The sequence below is a fragment of the Phocaeicola sp. ICN-14070 genome (assembly GCF_037892625.1).
GTDB classification, from domain to species: domain Bacteria; phylum Bacteroidota; class Bacteroidia; order Bacteroidales; family Bacteroidaceae; genus Phocaeicola; species Phocaeicola plebeius.
The window spans coordinates 13339-32025 of the sequence record NZ_JBBKBF010000045.1 but is presented as its reverse complement, the minus strand read 5'-3'; the positions used below and the strand labels follow the sequence as shown (position 1 = coordinate 32025).

The following is an 18687-nucleotide window of genomic DNA, read 5'->3' as shown; positions in this document are numbered from 1 at the left end:
CATATTCGACTGCCCTAAACAAAGATAGATATGAAACTTCTCATTCACCTTCTCGGTTCCAGTCTGAGCCTGTGCAGAAACAGGTCCCAAAGACAAAGCCATCAATGATGTCAATGTCACAAACATTCTTTTCACTTCCATTAGTTCAAAATTTATATTCAACAGTTATCTCTATTTATTTTTATCAAAAAGCAATTTTTAACTCCTCACCCTTATAGACTACAGACTTTTCTGTTACGTTCGATTTTCCATCTGAGGACAAGGCTATTTTTACAATCTTAAGGTTCCGCACCGGTTCCATCCCCTCATACTGACCACTCCGTTTACCAATAATCAAAATGGAATGCGCATCATCCCAAAACAGACGAATGCAAGAATATCCTCCTTTTTGATAGTTGTAGTCTGTACCTTCATCCTCATACAATTGATAGGTTCCATCTGTTCCTGCATAAACACGTATCTCCAAATCTGATTTCAAGGCTTTCTGCGCATTTTCTGCATATCCTGATGACAAAGGCAAGACAGTGCCAGCCTTGACAAATACAGGAATGTAGTCCGGAGAGACTGAAGTCTGAACCCAACCCGTTGACATATACTGGTTGTCATGGAAATCATACCATCCACCCTGAACGGCAGGCAGGTATGTCTTCCACACGACAGGTCCCTCTTCCACGATAGGAGAAACCAGCAGAAACCGACCAAACATATATTGATATTTCAAAGATAAAGCTTGAGTATCCTGAGGGAAATCCATCATCAGAGGACGTAACATCGTACCATTTCCCAATGAGACCCATGCTGCTTCAGAATAGATATATGGTAAAAGGCGGTAACGCAGCTCCAATGATTTACGAGCCATATCCGTCACTTTATCTCCATAATTCCAAAACTCAGTATTAGTCATATACCCATGTACACGCATCAAAGGTAAAAAGACAGAAGTCTGAAGCCATCTGGAAAAACGCTCATGAAAATGTGCATCTGTATACTGTGCATCGCCCGGACGAAAGAATCCTCCAGCATCATAAGTCCACCAAGGCAGACCACAAACAGAAATACCCAGTCCTGCAACAATCTGACGACGAAATGTATCCCAGTCATTCCCGACATCTCCTGACCAAGTAGCAACCCCATATCGCTGAATGCCAGGAAATCCGCTACGGGTAAGCAGAATAGTCCGAGAAATAGAATCACGTTGTTTTCCCTCATCAGTGGAAAGACCTCGTAAACCTTCATATATCGTTTTGTTGACCACAAGTGGATACACATTCCGGAACACTTCTCCGGGGAAAGTGGAATGGTTTACCCTACGTCCTACCAAATCGTCATTTTCCGGCTCCGTTGCATCCAGCCACCAAGCATCTATTCCTATCGGAAGCACCAGACTATCCCGAAAGTTTTTCCAATAAAAAGAAGCAGCTTCCGGATTAAAAAAATCAACCCAAGGAGTACCTGGTATGTAATAGGACTTATCAGCTAAACGTTTTCCTAACACAGAATTCTGGTCCACTTTCGACCAAACCGACAACATCAATCTCATGCCCATCCGGTGAAGACTGTCGGTCATTTCCCGAGGTGCAGGATAATCTGTCTCGTCAAAACGCATGGCATTCCATCCATATTTTCCCCAGTACTGCCAGTCCTGTACCATCAAGTCAACCGGCAATTTTTTTCTTCGAAATTCAGAAGCCGTTTCCAGAATTTCTTTTTGAGAATGAAAACGTTCCCGGCAATGAATGTATCCCAAAGCCCACGCTGGCAACATAGGGACTTCTCCTGTCGCTTCCCGATAAGAAGCAATCACTTCATCGGCTGTTCCTGCAAAGAAAGTATAATCTATTCCATTCGATACCGGAGAGCGAAAAGTAGTAGTTTCATCTACTTTTCTAAAATACACTTTAGGTGCATCCTCTTTAGTCAATTCAGCCCTTAAATTATGCTCTCCCGCTTTTAAATCTACCAATATGGAAACTGTAGGTGGCAACCAAAGATTATTCATGTCGACTACCGTATGCCCATCAATTGCCAGATTATGTCTACGCGCCATTACACTTCCCACATCCAGCATCAAAGCATACTGTCCGTCTGATTCTACTTTCAACTTACCCGCGAATACATTACTTTCACGCACTTCCTCCTTCCCCCCTTCAGTAGAAGTCACATTCACGGTTACTTTATTTCCTCCCAAACCCGTTTTTTGAAGTGCAACTACCGAAGAAGCAGGATTAAAATCTGTCAAACCATAATTATTCCACAAAAGTCCGTATCCTTTATTCGACATCACAAAAGGAATGGCTATCTGTGTATTAACCTGGGTCAGTCTTCTGGTTAAACCACGCACATTCAAATAACCATCCTGAAACTGTCCTAACCCGTAAAGACACTCATCAAACGGAGAATGAAAAGTCTGCGTAGAAACATACGTTTTTTCTCCTTGCACTGAAGAAGACTCTATCAGACTCGCCTCCTCTCCTACTATTTCCTTGCCACCAGAAGAAAAAAACGAAATCCGTCCGTCAGATACAGAAAACCTGACATTCAAATTCTTTAAAGATAAAATATAACCATCCTTCTCCTTTTTCAGTACATAATCAGGAACCTTCTTTGGAAGATATACTAATTCTGGAACTTCATGAGCTATGCCCGTGCTTCGAATCACTCTTACAGCGTTGTTGGTCAGCGGACGAAGTTTCAACAGAGTGTCTGCTAATCGAAAAGTTACCTGCTCAGTCTCCTGCTTTTCCAACGTCCATTCCTGCAACTCATTAGTAGACGAGAGGCCAGGATCATTCCCGGCCAAACATTCTCCTCTCCACCCTACACAAGTGAAAACGGATAATAAAAATAAATTAACCCTGTTCATAGCATACGAAATATCATCAGTAATTCAGCTTCCAATAATCAAAATAAGCCAAATCTTTCGGAGCCTTTCCCTTAAAAATAAAATACAAGTCGTGTACACCTGTTACCTGTGGAATCTGTTCTTCCATTATCCGCCAACGATCACTTCCCCCAGTTCGTGGTACTTTAATCTTAGCTAACACCTGTCCGTCCAGCCCGTCAAGACGTACTTCCATAGTAATTTCCGCATTGTGAGTGGTAGACAAACGAGCAGAAAAACGAGAAGGAGCTTTCTCACCGAAATCAACAGCCCGTACTTTCGTATAAGCTCCATCTGCTAAGGCTGTAATAAAGACTCCTACCTGAGGATTATAAGCGCTCTTCATCTTTTCTGACCATGCCATTGTTTCCGCTTCCACCTTCTGGTACGGACAAAGAGGTTTTAAACTCTTCGTAACACCCTCTTTCACCATCTTCATGCAAGGAATTTTTCCATCAGACTGGAAATCAAGTTCCCTAACACACACAGAACGAGTAAAGCCACTTCCACCAGAAAGAGAAGCATCGTGATAAAACAAATAAGTTTTTCCTCTGAAATCGGCAATTCCAGGATGATTGGTAAAACTTCCTCCTTCTGTAGCCATCAAAGTACCTCCATACTTCCACGGGCCTTCTGGACTTTCAGCTGTAGCATACGCTAAATGTTCAGGAACCGGTCCTCCAGCATAAAAGAGGTAATACATTCCCTTACGTTTATACAGCCACGGAGCCTCTTCATACAAAGTAGGACGTTGTGGATCTCCCTCCCTGCGTCCAAAAGCTTCCGGCTTCATCGGTACCGCATGTATCTCCCCTTTATAAGATATCATATCCTTATTCAGCTTCACATAATAGCAGTTCGGATTTCCCCAATAAAGATAAGCCTGTCCATCTTCATCAATGAAGACTGTAGGATCTATATTGCCATAATCAGCTCGTACCAAAGGAGCTCCTATCGGATCATAAAAAGGCCCGTAAGGACTATCAGCCACAGCTACTCCAATAGCCGTTTCACCTTTACGGTCCGTCACAGGTACATACATATAAAATTTACCGTCACGTTCAATACACTGGGCAGCCCATGCATCTCCACCTGCCCATTCAAATGTCTTGAATGACAAAGGAGTGGGATGTTCGGTCCAGTTCACCATATCATCCGTAGAATAAAGTTTCCAGTCGTTCATGGTAAACCACGTAGAACCGTCTTCATCGTGACTTGTATAAAGGTATAGCTTGTCATTGTATACCATAGGAGCTGGATCAGCCGTATAAGATGTTTGGATAATGGGGTTTTGTGCATTTACTGCCAAACCAGAGAATAAAACCACTCCCTGCATAATTCTGTACCATCGAATATTTAGTAAAGACAACTTTATATCTTTTCTTAAAATCTTTTTTATCATATATACTCTATTTATGCTGTAAACTAATATCAGAATTTCCAATAATCCAATTCAAATAAATCCTTATTATTCTCTCCTTCAAAACTAAGGTACAAATCATGTATGCCACTGACCGCATTGACCTCACAAGAATAAAGTTCATACTTAGATGTTTCATTTCCCTTCGGTATATTCACGTTTCCCACAATCTTTCCATCCGGAGCATCCAAACGAATTTTCAGATTTCCTCCCTCAAGAGGCAATGCGGAAACTTCAAAACGGCGAGCTTTATTCTTTCCAAAGTTCACTCCACGTACACAGATGTACTCTCCATTGTTCACATCTACCACCGAAAGAGACTTATCTGCATTCGGAGCAGTTTTCAATCCATATCCCCAAGCCATAGTTTCAGCTTCTACCTTACGGAACGGATTAAAAGTACCGATCTGCTCCAGCTTGGTATCCGCCCAATAAGGTACTTCTTGAATAGTTCCATCTTCATTATAGTGTATTTCTGCCACTGACACCGAACGGCGTTCATAATGAGTATTCGTTTCCAGTTTTAACAAATCATAATTCAACCCAAAGACATACGATTTCCCCTTATAATCCATAATACCAGGATGATTGCCTCTGGTTCTCTCCGTAGGGCGCATAATGTATCCTTTCGTTTTCCATGGTCCTGTAGGACTATCACTCATTGCATACCCTATTCCCTCCGGACAACAAGTAGAAGCAAAAGCCAAATAATAATGTCCATTACGTTTATAGAACCACGGACCTTCCTGATAATGCTCCGGAGTTTCTTTTAGCTTTACAATATCTCCTGAATATGAAATCATGTCTTCATTTAATTTCACATAATAACAATTGGGATTTCCCCAATACATATAAGCTTGCCCATCCTCATCGATGAACACGGTAGGGTCAATATCATCCCAATGTTCTTTCTGCCATACAAGAGGCTTTCCAAGAGGATCCTTAAATGGTCCATAAGGACTGTCGGAAACAAGCACACCGATTCCATTTCCATGAATCGGACAATACATATAAAACTTACCATTGCGCTCAACTACCTGTTCAGCCCAAGCTCCATTATCACGCTTCACCCAATCAAAGCTCTTGAGAGAAGCAACAACCCCATGATCAGTCCAGTTAACCATATCGGTAGAAGTATACAACAACCAATCCTGCATTTTAAACCCTTCGGCATCATCTTCATCATGCGTCGTATAAAGAAATACCGTATCATTGTATACCATCGGTGCCGGATCGGCAGTATATTTCGTTTGAATAATAGGTCGTTGAGCATTTACATTCAGACAATTCAACAGTCCACAACCACCACACAGTAACAAAATCTTGCTAATATTCATAATATTCAATATTTAAGTTTATCAAATTCATTTCACTTTACCCACCTAAAGAATCAAATCTTTTTTATTCATGATTACTTCCGGGTAATCACTACACCTCCATTTTTAGGAATAGAAAGATTCAAAGTCTGTTTCTTGCTGATAAGCTGTTCCTTGACTGAGCCTGCCAGTTTATCATTATCTTCATACAAATTGACGATTTCTCCTGCTGCAAACAAAGTTGAAACATCTATCTTTAATTTAATAGTTTCATCCTGTGCATTAATTCCTGCCACGTACCATTTACCAGCATGTTTACGTGCCATCACAATATATTTTCCAGGATAACCGTCTATAAACTTCACCTCATCCCAAGTAGTAGGCACTTTTTTCATGAAATCCACGACCCAAACTGGAGCGTCAGTTAGGTTATTAGGTGCCAATGCAAAATGCTGCACCGGACTTTGAAACAATACTGCCGTAGCCAATGCAAATACATCGGACGTAACTCTCAGCCGTCCCCCCGGTTCATTTTTCGCATTATAATATTTGTTCAAAGTACTTCCTCCGAAATCCATACTCCCAATCGTATTACGAACAAACGGATGGATACATGCATTGAATGCTTCTGCATCGCAGCTTCCCTGAGAGAAATTCATGTTTTCACTGGCCAATACCGCTTCACTGGCCGCATAATTAGGATACATACGTTCCCATCCACGCGGAATGGTACATCCATGAAAAATAACCAACAGTCCATAATCGTTTGCGTCAGCTAAAATGTCTTCATAAAGCTGCATGGTGACCTGCTTGTCACTACCTATAAAATCGACCTTAATACCTTTGATACCTATACGTTGCATCCATTTCATTTCTTTCCGACGCTCAATGATATTACTCATTTTTCCACGAGGTCCTTGAGGGGCATCATTCCAGTATCCATTGGAGTTATACCACAAATATAGCCCTACATTTTTCTGTTTGGCGTAGGCAGCCAGCTCTTCTATCTTATCATAACCTACCTGTGTATCCCAAAGCGCATCTACCAGCACCGTACGATATCCCATAGCTGCACAAAAATCTACATAACGCTTTTGGTCATCCATATTCATACTGGCATCTCCGGCAATAATCCAGCTCCAAGTTCCACAACCGTATTCTGCGGTATAGTCTTTCGACGGTTCATATAACGGCTCTACCACATCAAACGGTACAGTTGTTTCTACAATAGGAGCCAGTGTAGAACCCAAGGTTATAGTACGCCAAGGAGTCTTACCCGGCAATGCAATTCCCGGAGAAATCGTGCCATTGCCGTTAAATTCACCTTCCTGCGGAAAACCAATGGTATACACCCCATCTTCATGCCCCATCAAACGACTACCGCAATAATAACTGTTTACTCCAGTTTCAGAAATTAAAATCCAACCTTTATCTGAATTTTTAAACAAGCAAGGGAATGTATATCCTTCTCCCCAACCATTTTTTCCCATCGTATCATCTACTGTATATGGAGTTTCATAGCTGGGAGAAGTTCTGGCGAAACCACCCATCGGTCCGCTTTGTGGACATAAGAAAGTAGTCGTACCTTCCGGCATGACAAACCCCGTAGTTTCCTGCTGTATCACACAGCACAAAATATCCTTCTTAGGATAAACGGTATATCTAAAAGCCACGTCATTATTACTTACCCGAAACTCCACATCAAAAGCAGTTCTCCCTTCCTTTGTAAATGGAACGACTACTGATTCAGCCGCATACTCCACCTTACTTTTTTTTATGTTCGGTAAACGGTAGTTCTTCCGGATAGAGGTCTCCTTGATTTCACTACCGAGTGATAAAGAAGATGTAAAATCACCAATAGTAGTCTTCATACCCAACGGAGATTTCTCAATAAAAGTTACTCCATCATAGAATACCTGATAAGAAGGAATTCCACCTTCATCTGACACTACTACCTTCAAACGTCCATCAGGACTCAGCACCTCTTTTTCACTTGCATATAAACTTGTCATACAAATCATCGCAGTAAACGATGACAATAATACACGTTTTATCATAGACATTAGTTTTATTGTTATGTTTCCCTTTTAGTGCAGATAAAACGACTAAAAGGGAAACGTAATATTACACATCATTCTGTAAGCAGGCGCAACATAAAGATTCCACCAGCCACACTATTTTTCTCACTCCTAAACATGACTTCAATCTGATTCTTTCCTTTTACCAAAGTTTCGGGCAATTTATATTCCACATCCACAAACTCTTCCTTGTTCCATTTACCCACGATATTCTCAGTCGCCACGACCGTACCATCGACCACAATTTCAAATTTCCGATTGCCTTGTTCATAACCCCAATAAGTAGCCATAAGGGAAAGAGGCTGTTTGCCGTTGGTAGAAAGTGTATATTTGAAATATCCTCCATTACGAGCATCTCTCCACTTCTTACCTTTCCACATTCCTGTTTCAGAGTTTTCCTTTTTCATCTTATGATCTACTTCCGGTTGCTGTTCACCTACACTTACAGCATCCACCGTACGGGCATCCAACGCCATCAACCGTTTTTCCTCTTCTTGTGTGCGTTTGGTGTACGCACTATATCCATCAGAAGTCATACACAACCAATACATCATATACCGACAGTCATGCAGACGACAGAACGGTTCCAGCACCAGTCCGTCAAACTTCGGGTCATTGAATATGCCTGAAAGTTTATAACGCAATGTATTACCTTTCATCGGTTTCAAGCTGTTCAAATAACCAGTCACAATTTCTTTAGTTCCTATCAAGACCGGAGTTTCACTCAACGGAACCAACTTACCCGAAGCAATGTGTCCCCAACGGCCATCATTCGCAACCAATCCGTCCAAATTTTCTGTACCAACCGATGCCCCCATCAGGATAGGACCACGCATAATGGCCACAAAATCATCTTCTCCTTGAAGGGTTTCCAAACGCATTTTCATGGGCAAGGATACTTCCACCTTATCACCATCTTTCCATTTGCGATCAATGCAGATATAAGACGAACCAGCAACCTTCTCCAAAACATCTACTACCTTACCATTGCATTTTACTTCATACCCTTCTGTAACCCATGCCGGACGTCTTAGCAACAACTTAAAATGACACGACTCTCCACTTTTTAATTTTACTGTAAGTCGAGACGTTTCCTCATCAGGAAAGTTTGTTTCCTGTGTAATCGTGACCTTCTCCTGCTCCCAATTCAGCCGCGAAGAAATGAAAAGATTGACAAACAATGAGTCCGACGAATGAGTATAGATGAACTCACCATATTTCCCGTGATTCTCCATTCCGGTTCCTACACAACACCACATAGCGCTGTTAGGTTTTGAATACACTCGATAATGTGCCGGTCGAGCTGAAGTAAAATATACATAACCACCATGCTTTGGATGCTGTGCAGATAAAATATGATTGTATAACGCCTTTTCATAAAAATCGACGTATACAGCCTTTCCTGTCATCCGGAATAAACCTTCCGTAAGTTTCAGCATATTATATGTATTACATGATTCAGGGCCTTCTCTATCTTCCACATGACTTCTAAAATCATCCATAGATGAAAAATATTCCCTCCGACTATTCCCTCCTAAAGCAAGAGAGCGCTTACATGCCACAATATTCCAAAAGAAATCAGCTGCATCCATATATTGATTATCCCCACATACCTCTGCAATACGTTGATATCCGATAACTTTGGGAATCTGTGTATTCGCATGTATATTGTCCAGATTATCCTTATGAGCTACCATACTATCAAATAACCATCTATGAGAAAAACGTTTAGCTGTAGTCAAATATTTTTTCTTACCCGTAATCTGGTATGCATCGGCAAAAATTTCATCCATCCCACCAAATTCATTAGCCAGCATCTGTTCCATCTGATTATCCGAAAGTCCTTCTGTAACAGAAACTCCCCAGTCACATAATCTCAAAAACATATCCAACGCTTCCTTATTACCCGTATACATCCAAGCATCCCTCAAACCAGCAAAGATTTTATGTACGTTATACCATGGAGCCCAATATTTCCAAATTGACTCTACTTTCCCGTTTTTAATATCTGCCCATAGTTCTTTTCCATTAGGAACACCTCCAATATAACCGTCACCATTACTTTCCTGACAACGTTTCAATTCACCTAACATGTATTCCATCCGCTTCCTGCATTCTTCATTGCCGGTCGCGGCATAATTCATAGCCATAGCCGATAAGTAGTGTCCACCTACATGTCCGTCAAGCCCTGCCCAATTAGGAAATAGCTCCGCTTTTAAGGGTAACCCTGCTTCTTTAAGAAATGGAGCCAGAAGCCGGTCTACATCATATTCCATCAGCACCTTGAGATTTAATTCCTGTGCATGTTTAAACGGTCCGTCAAGTAACTCCACATCGCCTAAAGGAAAAGTATTCTTATATAATCTATCTTGAGCCTGGATATCAGGAGAAATGCCATTCAACATCATCAAAAGTATTCCTCCTGCAATAAAATTCATTCTCATAGTCACAATCTTTATTAAAGTATACAATGCGCTATTCTTTATTTCTTAATGTGTTTATAATTAAAGAAGTCGATATCAACAAAACCACCCAGACTCTTTGTCGCATAATTAAACAAAGCAAACTTAGTGCCCATAAAGAAACGACGATAATCAAAAATCATCTTAAAATCAGTTCCGATTTTCTTCCAGTCTTTATTATCGTAACTATAATAGAATGAAACTATATCCTTATTCAATCTGAAGTCCCCATCCAAACGAAGGTATATCACATCCGATGTTAATTCCACCTTTTGAATTTCATTTCGATCAATGCCTGTTACAGACTTATTTTTTTCATCCAATTTGACACTTTCTGTTTTCATAGTCAAATACTTCTGGCTTCCTTGACAAGTGACAGCTAAAATTCCAGCATCTCCATTAAATGCACTCAGTCCAGCCACATCACCATCCTTCATGCCCGAAAGGTCCATACAAACCACTCCAGAACATTTCGGCCCTTCCATACGCTGAGTTAAAGTATTAGGAGCCACAAACAAATTATCCACAACTCGTCCGGTCGTCAACCGTAAATATCCCTTACGTGCATTCAATGACCAACATTCATTCATCGGATTATGATTCCACTGCCAGTTTAATTTTAGCTTTTCGCCACTAAAATCATCACTCACTACCAATCCTTCAGAAGAATATCCTTGTACAGGCTTAGACATTGTAGCCAGCACATGTCCATTTTCATCTCCTAACATCGGCCAGCCGTCTACCCATCGACAAGGCATCATAGTCAACACACGACCTACCCCATTACGATCCTGAAAAATAACTCCATACCAATTTCCTTTTCCATCATCTACAATCGTACCTTGTGCCACGTACGGAAAACCAGCAAATGCATCTTCCAATATCACCTTTTTCTCATAAGGACCGGTAATTTTATCTGCCCGGTAACATACTTGTCTGCGTTTACCTCCTCGAGGCCATGAAATCATCAGCAAATAATACTTTCCATCGTGTTTTATCACCCTACTACCTTCCAGTAAAGCATTTTCCTCTTCATCTCTTTCGAATATCTTCATATCCACACCTCCCGGCATGACATCACTCAAATCCGGCTTCAGTTCACGCAACTGTCCGGTACCATAAAAGATATAAGCTTTCCCATCGTCATCAAAAAACAAAGACGCATCATGAAAATGAGGAATACGTGATGACAATGTCCATCCCTTTTTAGGGTCAGAAGTAGTATACACATATCCTTTGTAAGGGGTGTCATTCGGAGAAAAATAAGCATAATACGTTCCATTATGGTAACGCAAAGAAGTAGCCCACTGGCCACGTCCATATACAGTCCCTTCTTTCAAGTCATAATTCGGTTTATCATCCAACCGATCATACAGATAACTTACGATTTCCCAGTTAACCAAATCTTTTGAGTGCATGATCGGCGCTCCCGGAACCAAATGCATGGTTGTACTCACCATATAAAAGTCATCCCCTACACGTATCACATCCGGATCAGGAACATCTGCCCAAAATACAGGATTAGAGAAAGTTCCATCTCCATTGTCACCACACTGGGCATTGACTACGTCAGGGCACACGCCTCCCATAGCCATTAACAGACAAGCTAGCAAAAAGTGTTTTTTCATGATTTTATTCTATTACAAATGATTCATTCTGTTAATTCTTTACTTTGCATACACGACATACCGCTTTCCCGGTTCTGTTTTCAAGTCATATTCATAGATTCTCTTTAGTTCAGGCTTTTCCGGATTCGAGAGTTTCTTCGATATTAAAGGTGAAGCAACTTCAGCCTGACAAAGTAATTCATTCGAACAATCCCCTGAAGCACGCTTCAAACCTTTGCCTTTCAAAGGAATATACGACCGTAAACGTATAGTTCCACCTATCCGCGAATAAATTACAGCCTTGGTAAGATGCACATTTTTCCAATCCATATCTACGACAAAACCTCCTCGTGCCACCAAGCCTTTTACATTTCCATCCTGCCATTCATCAGGTACGGCTGGAAGTAAATGCACTGCACCATCATGACTCTGCAAAAGCATTTCTGCCACTCCTGCTGTAAAGCCAAAATTTCCATCTATCTGAAAAGGTGGATGTGCATCAAACATATTGGGATACGTACGCCCTAAAGGATACTTACCTGCCAGACTGTCGCAAGGTAACAATGAAAGCATATTCCGAATGATATTATACGCATGATTTCCATCCAGCATACGTGCCCAGAAATTAATTTTCCAACCAATACTCCAGCCCGTAGCCATATCACCTCTTTGCAGCAATGTATTTTTAGCAGCCTGAAATAATTCTGGATGCCGGTAAGGAGAAATCTGATTACTTGGATACAGTCCATACAAATGAGATATATGACGATGCTGGTCTTTCGGGTCATCCACATCTTCCAGCCATTCCTGAAGCTGATTATATTGTCCTATTTGCATAGGAGGCAACTGACTTATCAGAGACTGAAGAGAATCACAATATGCCTTGCTATCCCCTATAATCCGTGCAGCAAGAAGAGTATTGCTCAATACATCAAAAGCTATTTGGTTATCCATCGTGCAACCGGCTACAATTGAAACTCCGTTCGGTCCATGTTCCGGAGAGACAGAAGGTGCAGTCACTCTCCAACCATACCGAGGATGCTTAGTCATAAATGACAAGAGGAAATCAGCCGTACCTTTCAACACAGGATAATATTCACGAAGAAAATTCTTATCACCCGAATATAAATAATGCTGCCAAAGATGTTGAGCTACCCAGGCTCCTCCATTAGGCCACATACCCGCATCGGCAAAATCCACCGGTCCGGCAGCCCGCCAGATATCCGTGTTATGATGTGCCACCCATCCTTTAGCTCCATATAACACACGAGCTGTTTCTTTACCTGTTACGGAAAGTTCATGCGCCATTTGAAAAAATGGCACATGAGTTTCCGACAAGTTAGTCACCTCTGCCGGCCAGTAATTCATCTCCGCATTGATATTAATTGTGTACTTACTATCCCAGGGTGCATATAAATCCTTATTCCATATTCCCTGAAGATTAGCCGGCTGACTGCCTGGCTGCGAGGACGAAATCAACAAATAGCGCCCATACTGAAACATCAACGCAGCCAGTGAACAATCTTTTACCTTATTGAATTCGTTAATACGTACATTCGTTTCCTTCTTTGAAAATTCCGAAGATGGCAAATGTAAAGCCACTCTTCCAAATTGCGCAGAATAAATCGCCTTATGCTCATCGTACAACTTTTTATTCTGTTTATCCCACGCCCCTTCAATGGCACAGCGCGCTTTAGCGTATGCATCTCCCGACACATCCTGATAATTCACAAAATTAGTTGCCGCACTGAGAAAAACGGTAGCCGAAGATGCACCTCTGACAGACAAGCATCCATCTTTACATTCTATTTTTCCATCCGATTTCACACGCATCATAACCACCGCATGAAGTGCAGCTGGAATACCTTCATGCTCTGCTCCGTTACACTTCATTATAAGATAGCCTCCTTCGCTCTTTACCTCTGAAGTCAGCGGACAAGCATATCTCAAATCCACATCCAATTTCTTATTACCTTTATCTGTCGCCATTTCTACAACCATGACGTTATCAGAAAAAGACGTAAATACCCGACGGGTATATTCCACACCATCACACCGAAAACGTACTGAAGCCGTAGCATCTTCTAAATTCAAATCACGATAATAAGAATCAACCTTTCCCTCACAATTGAAATCCATCAAAAGACTCCCCAATGTCAAATAACGCATTCCATGATGCGATGTCATAAATTTTTCATCCAACAGCGTTCTGGCTTCCAAATTTTTATTCTCAAATATAAGCCGTCTTACCTCATCCAGATAGCCTGAAGCACCAGTTCTGTTATTGCTATATGGACCGCCGGCCCAGAATGTTTCTTCATTCAGTTGGATTTCTTCGTGATTTATTCCACCAAACACCATTCCTCCCAAATGTGAATTACCTACAGGCAATGCTTCCCACCAATTACGTGCCGGAGCAGAGTACCACAACTTCAAGTCCCCTGCACTGTTGGCAAACACACCAAGAATCGAAGTCGCCAGAAACACACATACGTACAGAAATTTCTTCATAGATGCCTATTCTTACAATTATTATTTACTGAATGTTCCTGAAACAAAAGGCAGACACAAATATAAAGCAGAATGCCAATATTCCCAATCGTGTCCACCGTCTCTTACCCTAAACTGACACGGTATTCCCGCTTTGCGCATGGCCTGAAAGAACTCGATATTTCGGTCAAGCAAGAAATCGTCATCTCCACAATCCACAAACCATCTCACTGATTTCAGTGTCTGAATCGTACCTGCATCTGCATTCGTCACACGCTTGATACAGCTCCTTTCTATCACAGCTCGTGTCAAAATAGCCAGCTTGCTGTCCGGATTATCAAAACGGGCTGCTCCTTCTTCCGGAATTGACATCAGCGCACTCATCGCATACACCGAAGCAAACTTATCTGCATGCCACAACCCATAGCCGGTAGCTCCTCCGCCTCCCATGGATAATCCGGCTACTGCACGATTCTCTTTATCCCCAATAACGTGATATTTATTTTCTACATAAGGCAGGAATTCCTCAAAAAAGAAATCTTCATAAAGCCAGCCAGGCATATTAAAGAAACCATTCCATATTTCCTTGTAAATATCACCACCAGCATCAGGCATCACAATAATCATCTCACGAGCTTCCTGTGAATATATCAAACGGTCGGCCACCTCCTGCACATGTCCGCGCCATACCCAGTCTTGATTAGTTTGCGACATTCCATGAAAAAGATAAAGTACTGGATATTTTTTTCCCGGAACTTCTCCATAAGATGGAGGAAGATACACCGAGCATGTTCTTTCTGCATTTAACTTTTTACTAAAGATTGTATCATTTACGACTCTGCTACGCGAAAATAACGATACGGGTATAAAGCATAAAACCCATAAAGCAATAAAAAAAGAATGTTTATCCATAGACTTAAAATTTAATCCATACAAAAATACGCACCAAGCATACAAATTACAATAAATTACGTTACCAGGACTTTCGTTCACGTTACACATAAGCGATATTGCATTTACAAAACGTACATTTTACATATACTCTTATTACATTCCCATTTATATCAAACTAATAAACAAGCAATTACATAAACACGTATCCTATCGGAAAGAAAACAGTATCTCGTAACATAGAATAAAAGATATGCAACATGCCGTCACACATACCCCACACAAAACAAGTAAATTTGCCAATGAAAGATTACATAAATACTTCATTTAACCAACACAATCATTCAATTATTTACAACTAATTATTTAATCATGAAAAATCAATTTAAATTACTCACATTGGGAACACTAAGCCTCATCGCTGCCTCGTGTGGAAACAAGGTAACGATGCCCGATCCGGGTACTCCTGTGTTCACACAATTCACCTACACGGGGAAAGATGCAGTATATGAAAAGAACCCGCTGACAGAAGGAGAATTTTATAATCCTATACTACAGGGATGTTACCCGGACCCCAGCATTTGCAAGAAAGGAACCGATTATTACCTGGTATGCTCCTCTTTTGCCATCAACCCCGGAGTACCCATTTTCCATTCTACGGATTTAGTAAACTGGAAACAGATAGGACATGTGCTCGACCGCCCTTCACAGCTAAAGGTAGAAGATTCTGGAATCAGTGCCGGTATTTACGCTCCGACTATCCGATATAATTCCTACAATGATACCTTCTATATGATTACTACTCAGTTCTCAGGAGGGATGGGAAATATGATTGTGAAAACCAAAGACCCGATGAAAGGCTGGAGCGATCCTATCAAATTGAACTTTGAAGGCATTGACCCCGACATCTTCTTTGATGACAACGGCAAGGCATACGTCACTCACAACGATGCACCCGAAAAACCATTATACGAAGGACACAGAGTTATTAAAGTTTGGGAATACGACCTGGAAAAAGACCAGATTATTCCGGGTACAGACAAAGTTGTAGTGAACGGAGGAGTAGATTTGTCTAAAAAGCCTATCTGGATAGAGGCGCCACATCTTTACAAAAAAGATGGAAAATACTACCTGATGTGTGCAGAAGGAGGTACCGGAGGCTGGCACAGTGAAGTTATCTTCATCAGTGACAATCCACAAGGTCCTTTCAAGCCTGCTCCTGAAAATCCGATCCTGTCACAGAGACATCTGCCGGCTGAACGTCCGTTTAAAGTAGACTGGGCTGGTCATGCCGATTTGGTAGAAGGTCCTGATGGACAATACTATGGCGTATTCCTTGCTATTCGCCCTAATGAAGCCAACAGAGTAAATACCGGACGTGAAACCTTTATATTACCCGTAGACTGGAGCGGCACTTTCCCTGTATTCAAAGGCGGTCTGGAGCCTATCCAGCCTAAACTGGCTATGCCACAAGGTGTGAAGAATGAAACTGGAAAGAACGGATATTTCCCTAACGGAAACTTTACATTTACAGAAACTTTCACCGGAAGTTCACTTGATTACCGCTGGGTAGGAGTAAGAGGTGCCAGAGAAGGATTCATTTCTACTACTGCGGAAGGTCTAACAATTACACCTTACGAAACCAATATCAAGGCAGTTCTTCCTACTTCTACATTGTTCTATCGCCAGCAGCACCTCAATTTCACGGCTACAACTACACTGAAATATGTTCCCCGTACAGAAAAAGACCTCGCCGGAATCACTTGCTATCAAAGCGAAAAATTCAACTATGTATTTGGGGTAACAAAAAAAGCAGAAGATAGTTATATCGTACTGCAACGTACTGAAAAGGGAGAATCTTCAACCATTGCCAGCGAAAAAATTGAAGGAAACACTCCGATCAGTCTGCGCGTAACAGCCGAAGGAGATAAATACACATTCAGCTACTCTGTGAAAGATAATAACTACCAGACCGTAGGAGGAACCGTTTCCGGAGACATTCTTTCTACCAACGTAGCTGGCGGATTTACCGGTGCAATGATTGGTTTGTATGCTACTACTTCCAACGATGCGGAAGCTTTATAATCAAAATTGGTAACCACAAAGAGTATAAGAAATATCTTCTATACTCAAAGAAAAGAGGCTGCTTAAAAGGGCAGCCTCTTTTTATTCTCATCATTTAACATGTATGACAAACCTTCGATACCCAGTAAGACTAGGAACACCATCATCCTTTAATTCTAAAATTAAATGAAAATTTTTACCTGTAGCATCTTCAGGAATGTGTAACACACACATTCCCTGCTTGTCAGACTCAATTTCTACCACACCTTTATACGTACCAGGCTCCTCATACACATACCAATTATAATGTAAATTATTTCCATCGGGGTCATACGATGAAGAAGCATCCAACTGCAATACTTCCCCTGCCTCAACTGTTTTACTAGAAAAATTAAATGTTGAATCATTCTCAAAAACAACGACCGGATGATGGTTAGCATCCGAAAATTTATCTGTAGTAGCCCAACACATTCTCGCAGCAAAATCATTCAAAATATGCTGTCGCCATTTATTAATGGCAGCAATACCCTCGGACGTACTAGCATGCATAAAATAGGGATCATAAATTTTCTCACTCTTACCTGATTTTTCAATAAAATCCATTCCTCGTATACCTGCAGTACGTTCCATTTTAAATCGGCCTCCCCATCCACCGTACGCAAGGCTATCCGGAACATTCAATCCATTCGCATATACATATAAAAAAGAAGGAGAATCACCTTCCGAGGCCCATATCCTGTCTGGATAACAACCACCTAACGGTTTTCTTGACTGAACATTATCTTTAATCCATTCATCACCAGGTCCCCATCCATAAATTTCCGTATTTCTTATATAAAAGATTTCCGGAAAAGATTTAGCAATCCAAGCTCCAGCATCATCTTGCCCTAACACATCATAAATTCGAATTTTAGCTACAAATTTTTGGAATTCTTCTGGACTTCTGGTAGAATGGACTTTCCAAATAGCTTGTGCTATCGTATTCATTCCACTCCATGCAGCAAGCCAGACAGGACGAGCGTCTTCTTCTTTATCTACCGCCGCAATAATTAATTCAGAACCCGGAGACTCCTTACCTTCCCCAACTCCTGACATATTCGATTTTTCTTGTCCCCTTTTTACAATACTCTTCAAATAATCAGGTGATGGAAAATCGTTTGCATGTTTCTTTAAAAAAGGATAAGCATCTGCATAACAATCAATGACTTCTGTTATATCTGAAGTTCTATCCGGGTCATCTACCCAAGCATTTGAGCTGATGATTCCCTCTATATCCATTCTATCTGCACATACCAAAAGGTGTATCAATGATTGCTTGTCATCCGGATCAGCTCCACCTAAATCTGTAGTTACAATCAATCTTTGTTTTCCTAAATCATTTCGTGCAAACAGAAATCCACAAAAGCCCAAAAACAAAGTCAAAACAATATATCTCATATCAAAACTGTTTTATTGTCAATAGTCATCAAACTAATTGC

At 41.1% G+C, this 18687-nt stretch carries 10 protein-coding genes; 1 reads left to right on the top strand and 9 read right to left on the bottom strand.

The genetic code is table 11. From position 1 onward, the window contains the following. Nucleotides 1-184: 184 nt before the first annotated feature. The 8 genes from WKT20_RS12225 to WKT20_RS12190 all read right to left on the bottom strand — a co-directional run bounded on the left by WKT20_RS12225 (nucleotide 185) and on the right by WKT20_RS12190 (nucleotide 15166). Nucleotides 185-2800, bottom strand: a complete 2616-nt coding sequence (locus WKT20_RS12225) for a glycoside hydrolase family 31 protein (RefSeq protein ID WP_340417436.1) — start codon at nucleotides 2798-2800, stop codon at nucleotides 185-187. Between the two features lie 79 nt (nucleotides 2801-2879). Further along, nucleotides 2880-4217 (bottom strand): glycoside hydrolase family 43 protein, encoded by a 1338-nt coding sequence (locus WKT20_RS12220; protein WP_340417438.1) that lies wholly within the window; start codon nucleotides 4215-4217, stop codon nucleotides 2880-2882. 95 nt (nucleotides 4218-4312) lie between these two features. Continuing rightward, the gene (locus WKT20_RS12215) at nucleotides 4313-5638 is read right to left on the bottom strand and encodes a glycoside hydrolase family 43 protein (RefSeq protein WP_340417435.1); all 1326 of its coding nucleotides are present in this window, start codon (nucleotides 5636-5638) and stop codon (nucleotides 4313-4315) included. A 74-nt stretch (nucleotides 5639-5712) separates the two neighbouring features. Then, nucleotides 5713-7674, bottom strand: a complete 1962-nt coding sequence (locus WKT20_RS12210) for a glycoside hydrolase family 97 protein (RefSeq protein ID WP_040312960.1) — start codon at nucleotides 7672-7674, stop codon at nucleotides 5713-5715. 74 nt (nucleotides 7675-7748) lie between these two features. Then, nucleotides 7749-10139 (bottom strand): glycoside hydrolase family 127 protein, encoded by a 2391-nt coding sequence (locus tag WKT20_RS12205; RefSeq protein WP_340417434.1) that lies wholly within the window; start codon nucleotides 10137-10139, stop codon nucleotides 7749-7751. Nucleotides 10140-10177: 38 nt separating this feature from the next. Next, entirely contained in the window at nucleotides 10178-11746 is a 1569-nt protein-coding gene (locus WKT20_RS12200; RefSeq protein WP_340417437.1) for a glycoside hydrolase family 43 protein, read from the bottom strand. Between the two features lie 78 nt (nucleotides 11747-11824). Then, nucleotides 11825-14275: a glycoside hydrolase family 95 protein gene (locus tag WKT20_RS12195; RefSeq protein ID WP_340417433.1), complete on the bottom strand. Its 2451-nt coding sequence runs from the start codon at nucleotides 14273-14275 to the stop codon at nucleotides 11825-11827. Between the two features lie 21 nt (nucleotides 14276-14296). Beyond that, nucleotides 14297-15166 carry an alpha/beta hydrolase gene (locus tag WKT20_RS12190; RefSeq protein WP_118441493.1) on the bottom strand — a complete coding sequence of 290 codons (870 nt, stop codon included), beginning with the start codon at nucleotides 15164-15166 and terminating at the stop codon, nucleotides 14297-14299. A 426-nt stretch (nucleotides 15167-15592) separates the two neighbouring features. On the opposite strand from WKT20_RS12190, the gene WKT20_RS12185 reads away from it, so the two are divergent. Further along, nucleotides 15593-17230 (top strand): glycoside hydrolase family 43 protein, encoded by a 1638-nt coding sequence (locus tag WKT20_RS12185; RefSeq protein ID WP_259330704.1) that lies wholly within the window; start codon nucleotides 15593-15595, stop codon nucleotides 17228-17230. Nucleotides 17231-17320: 90 nt separating this feature from the next. On the opposite strand, the gene WKT20_RS12180 is transcribed toward WKT20_RS12185, so the two are convergent. Then, nucleotides 17321-18646: a nucleoside hydrolase-like domain-containing protein gene (locus tag WKT20_RS12180; protein WP_340417432.1), complete on the bottom strand. Its 1326-nt coding sequence runs from the start codon at nucleotides 18644-18646 to the stop codon at nucleotides 17321-17323. Nucleotides 18647-18687 lie beyond the last annotated feature (41 nt).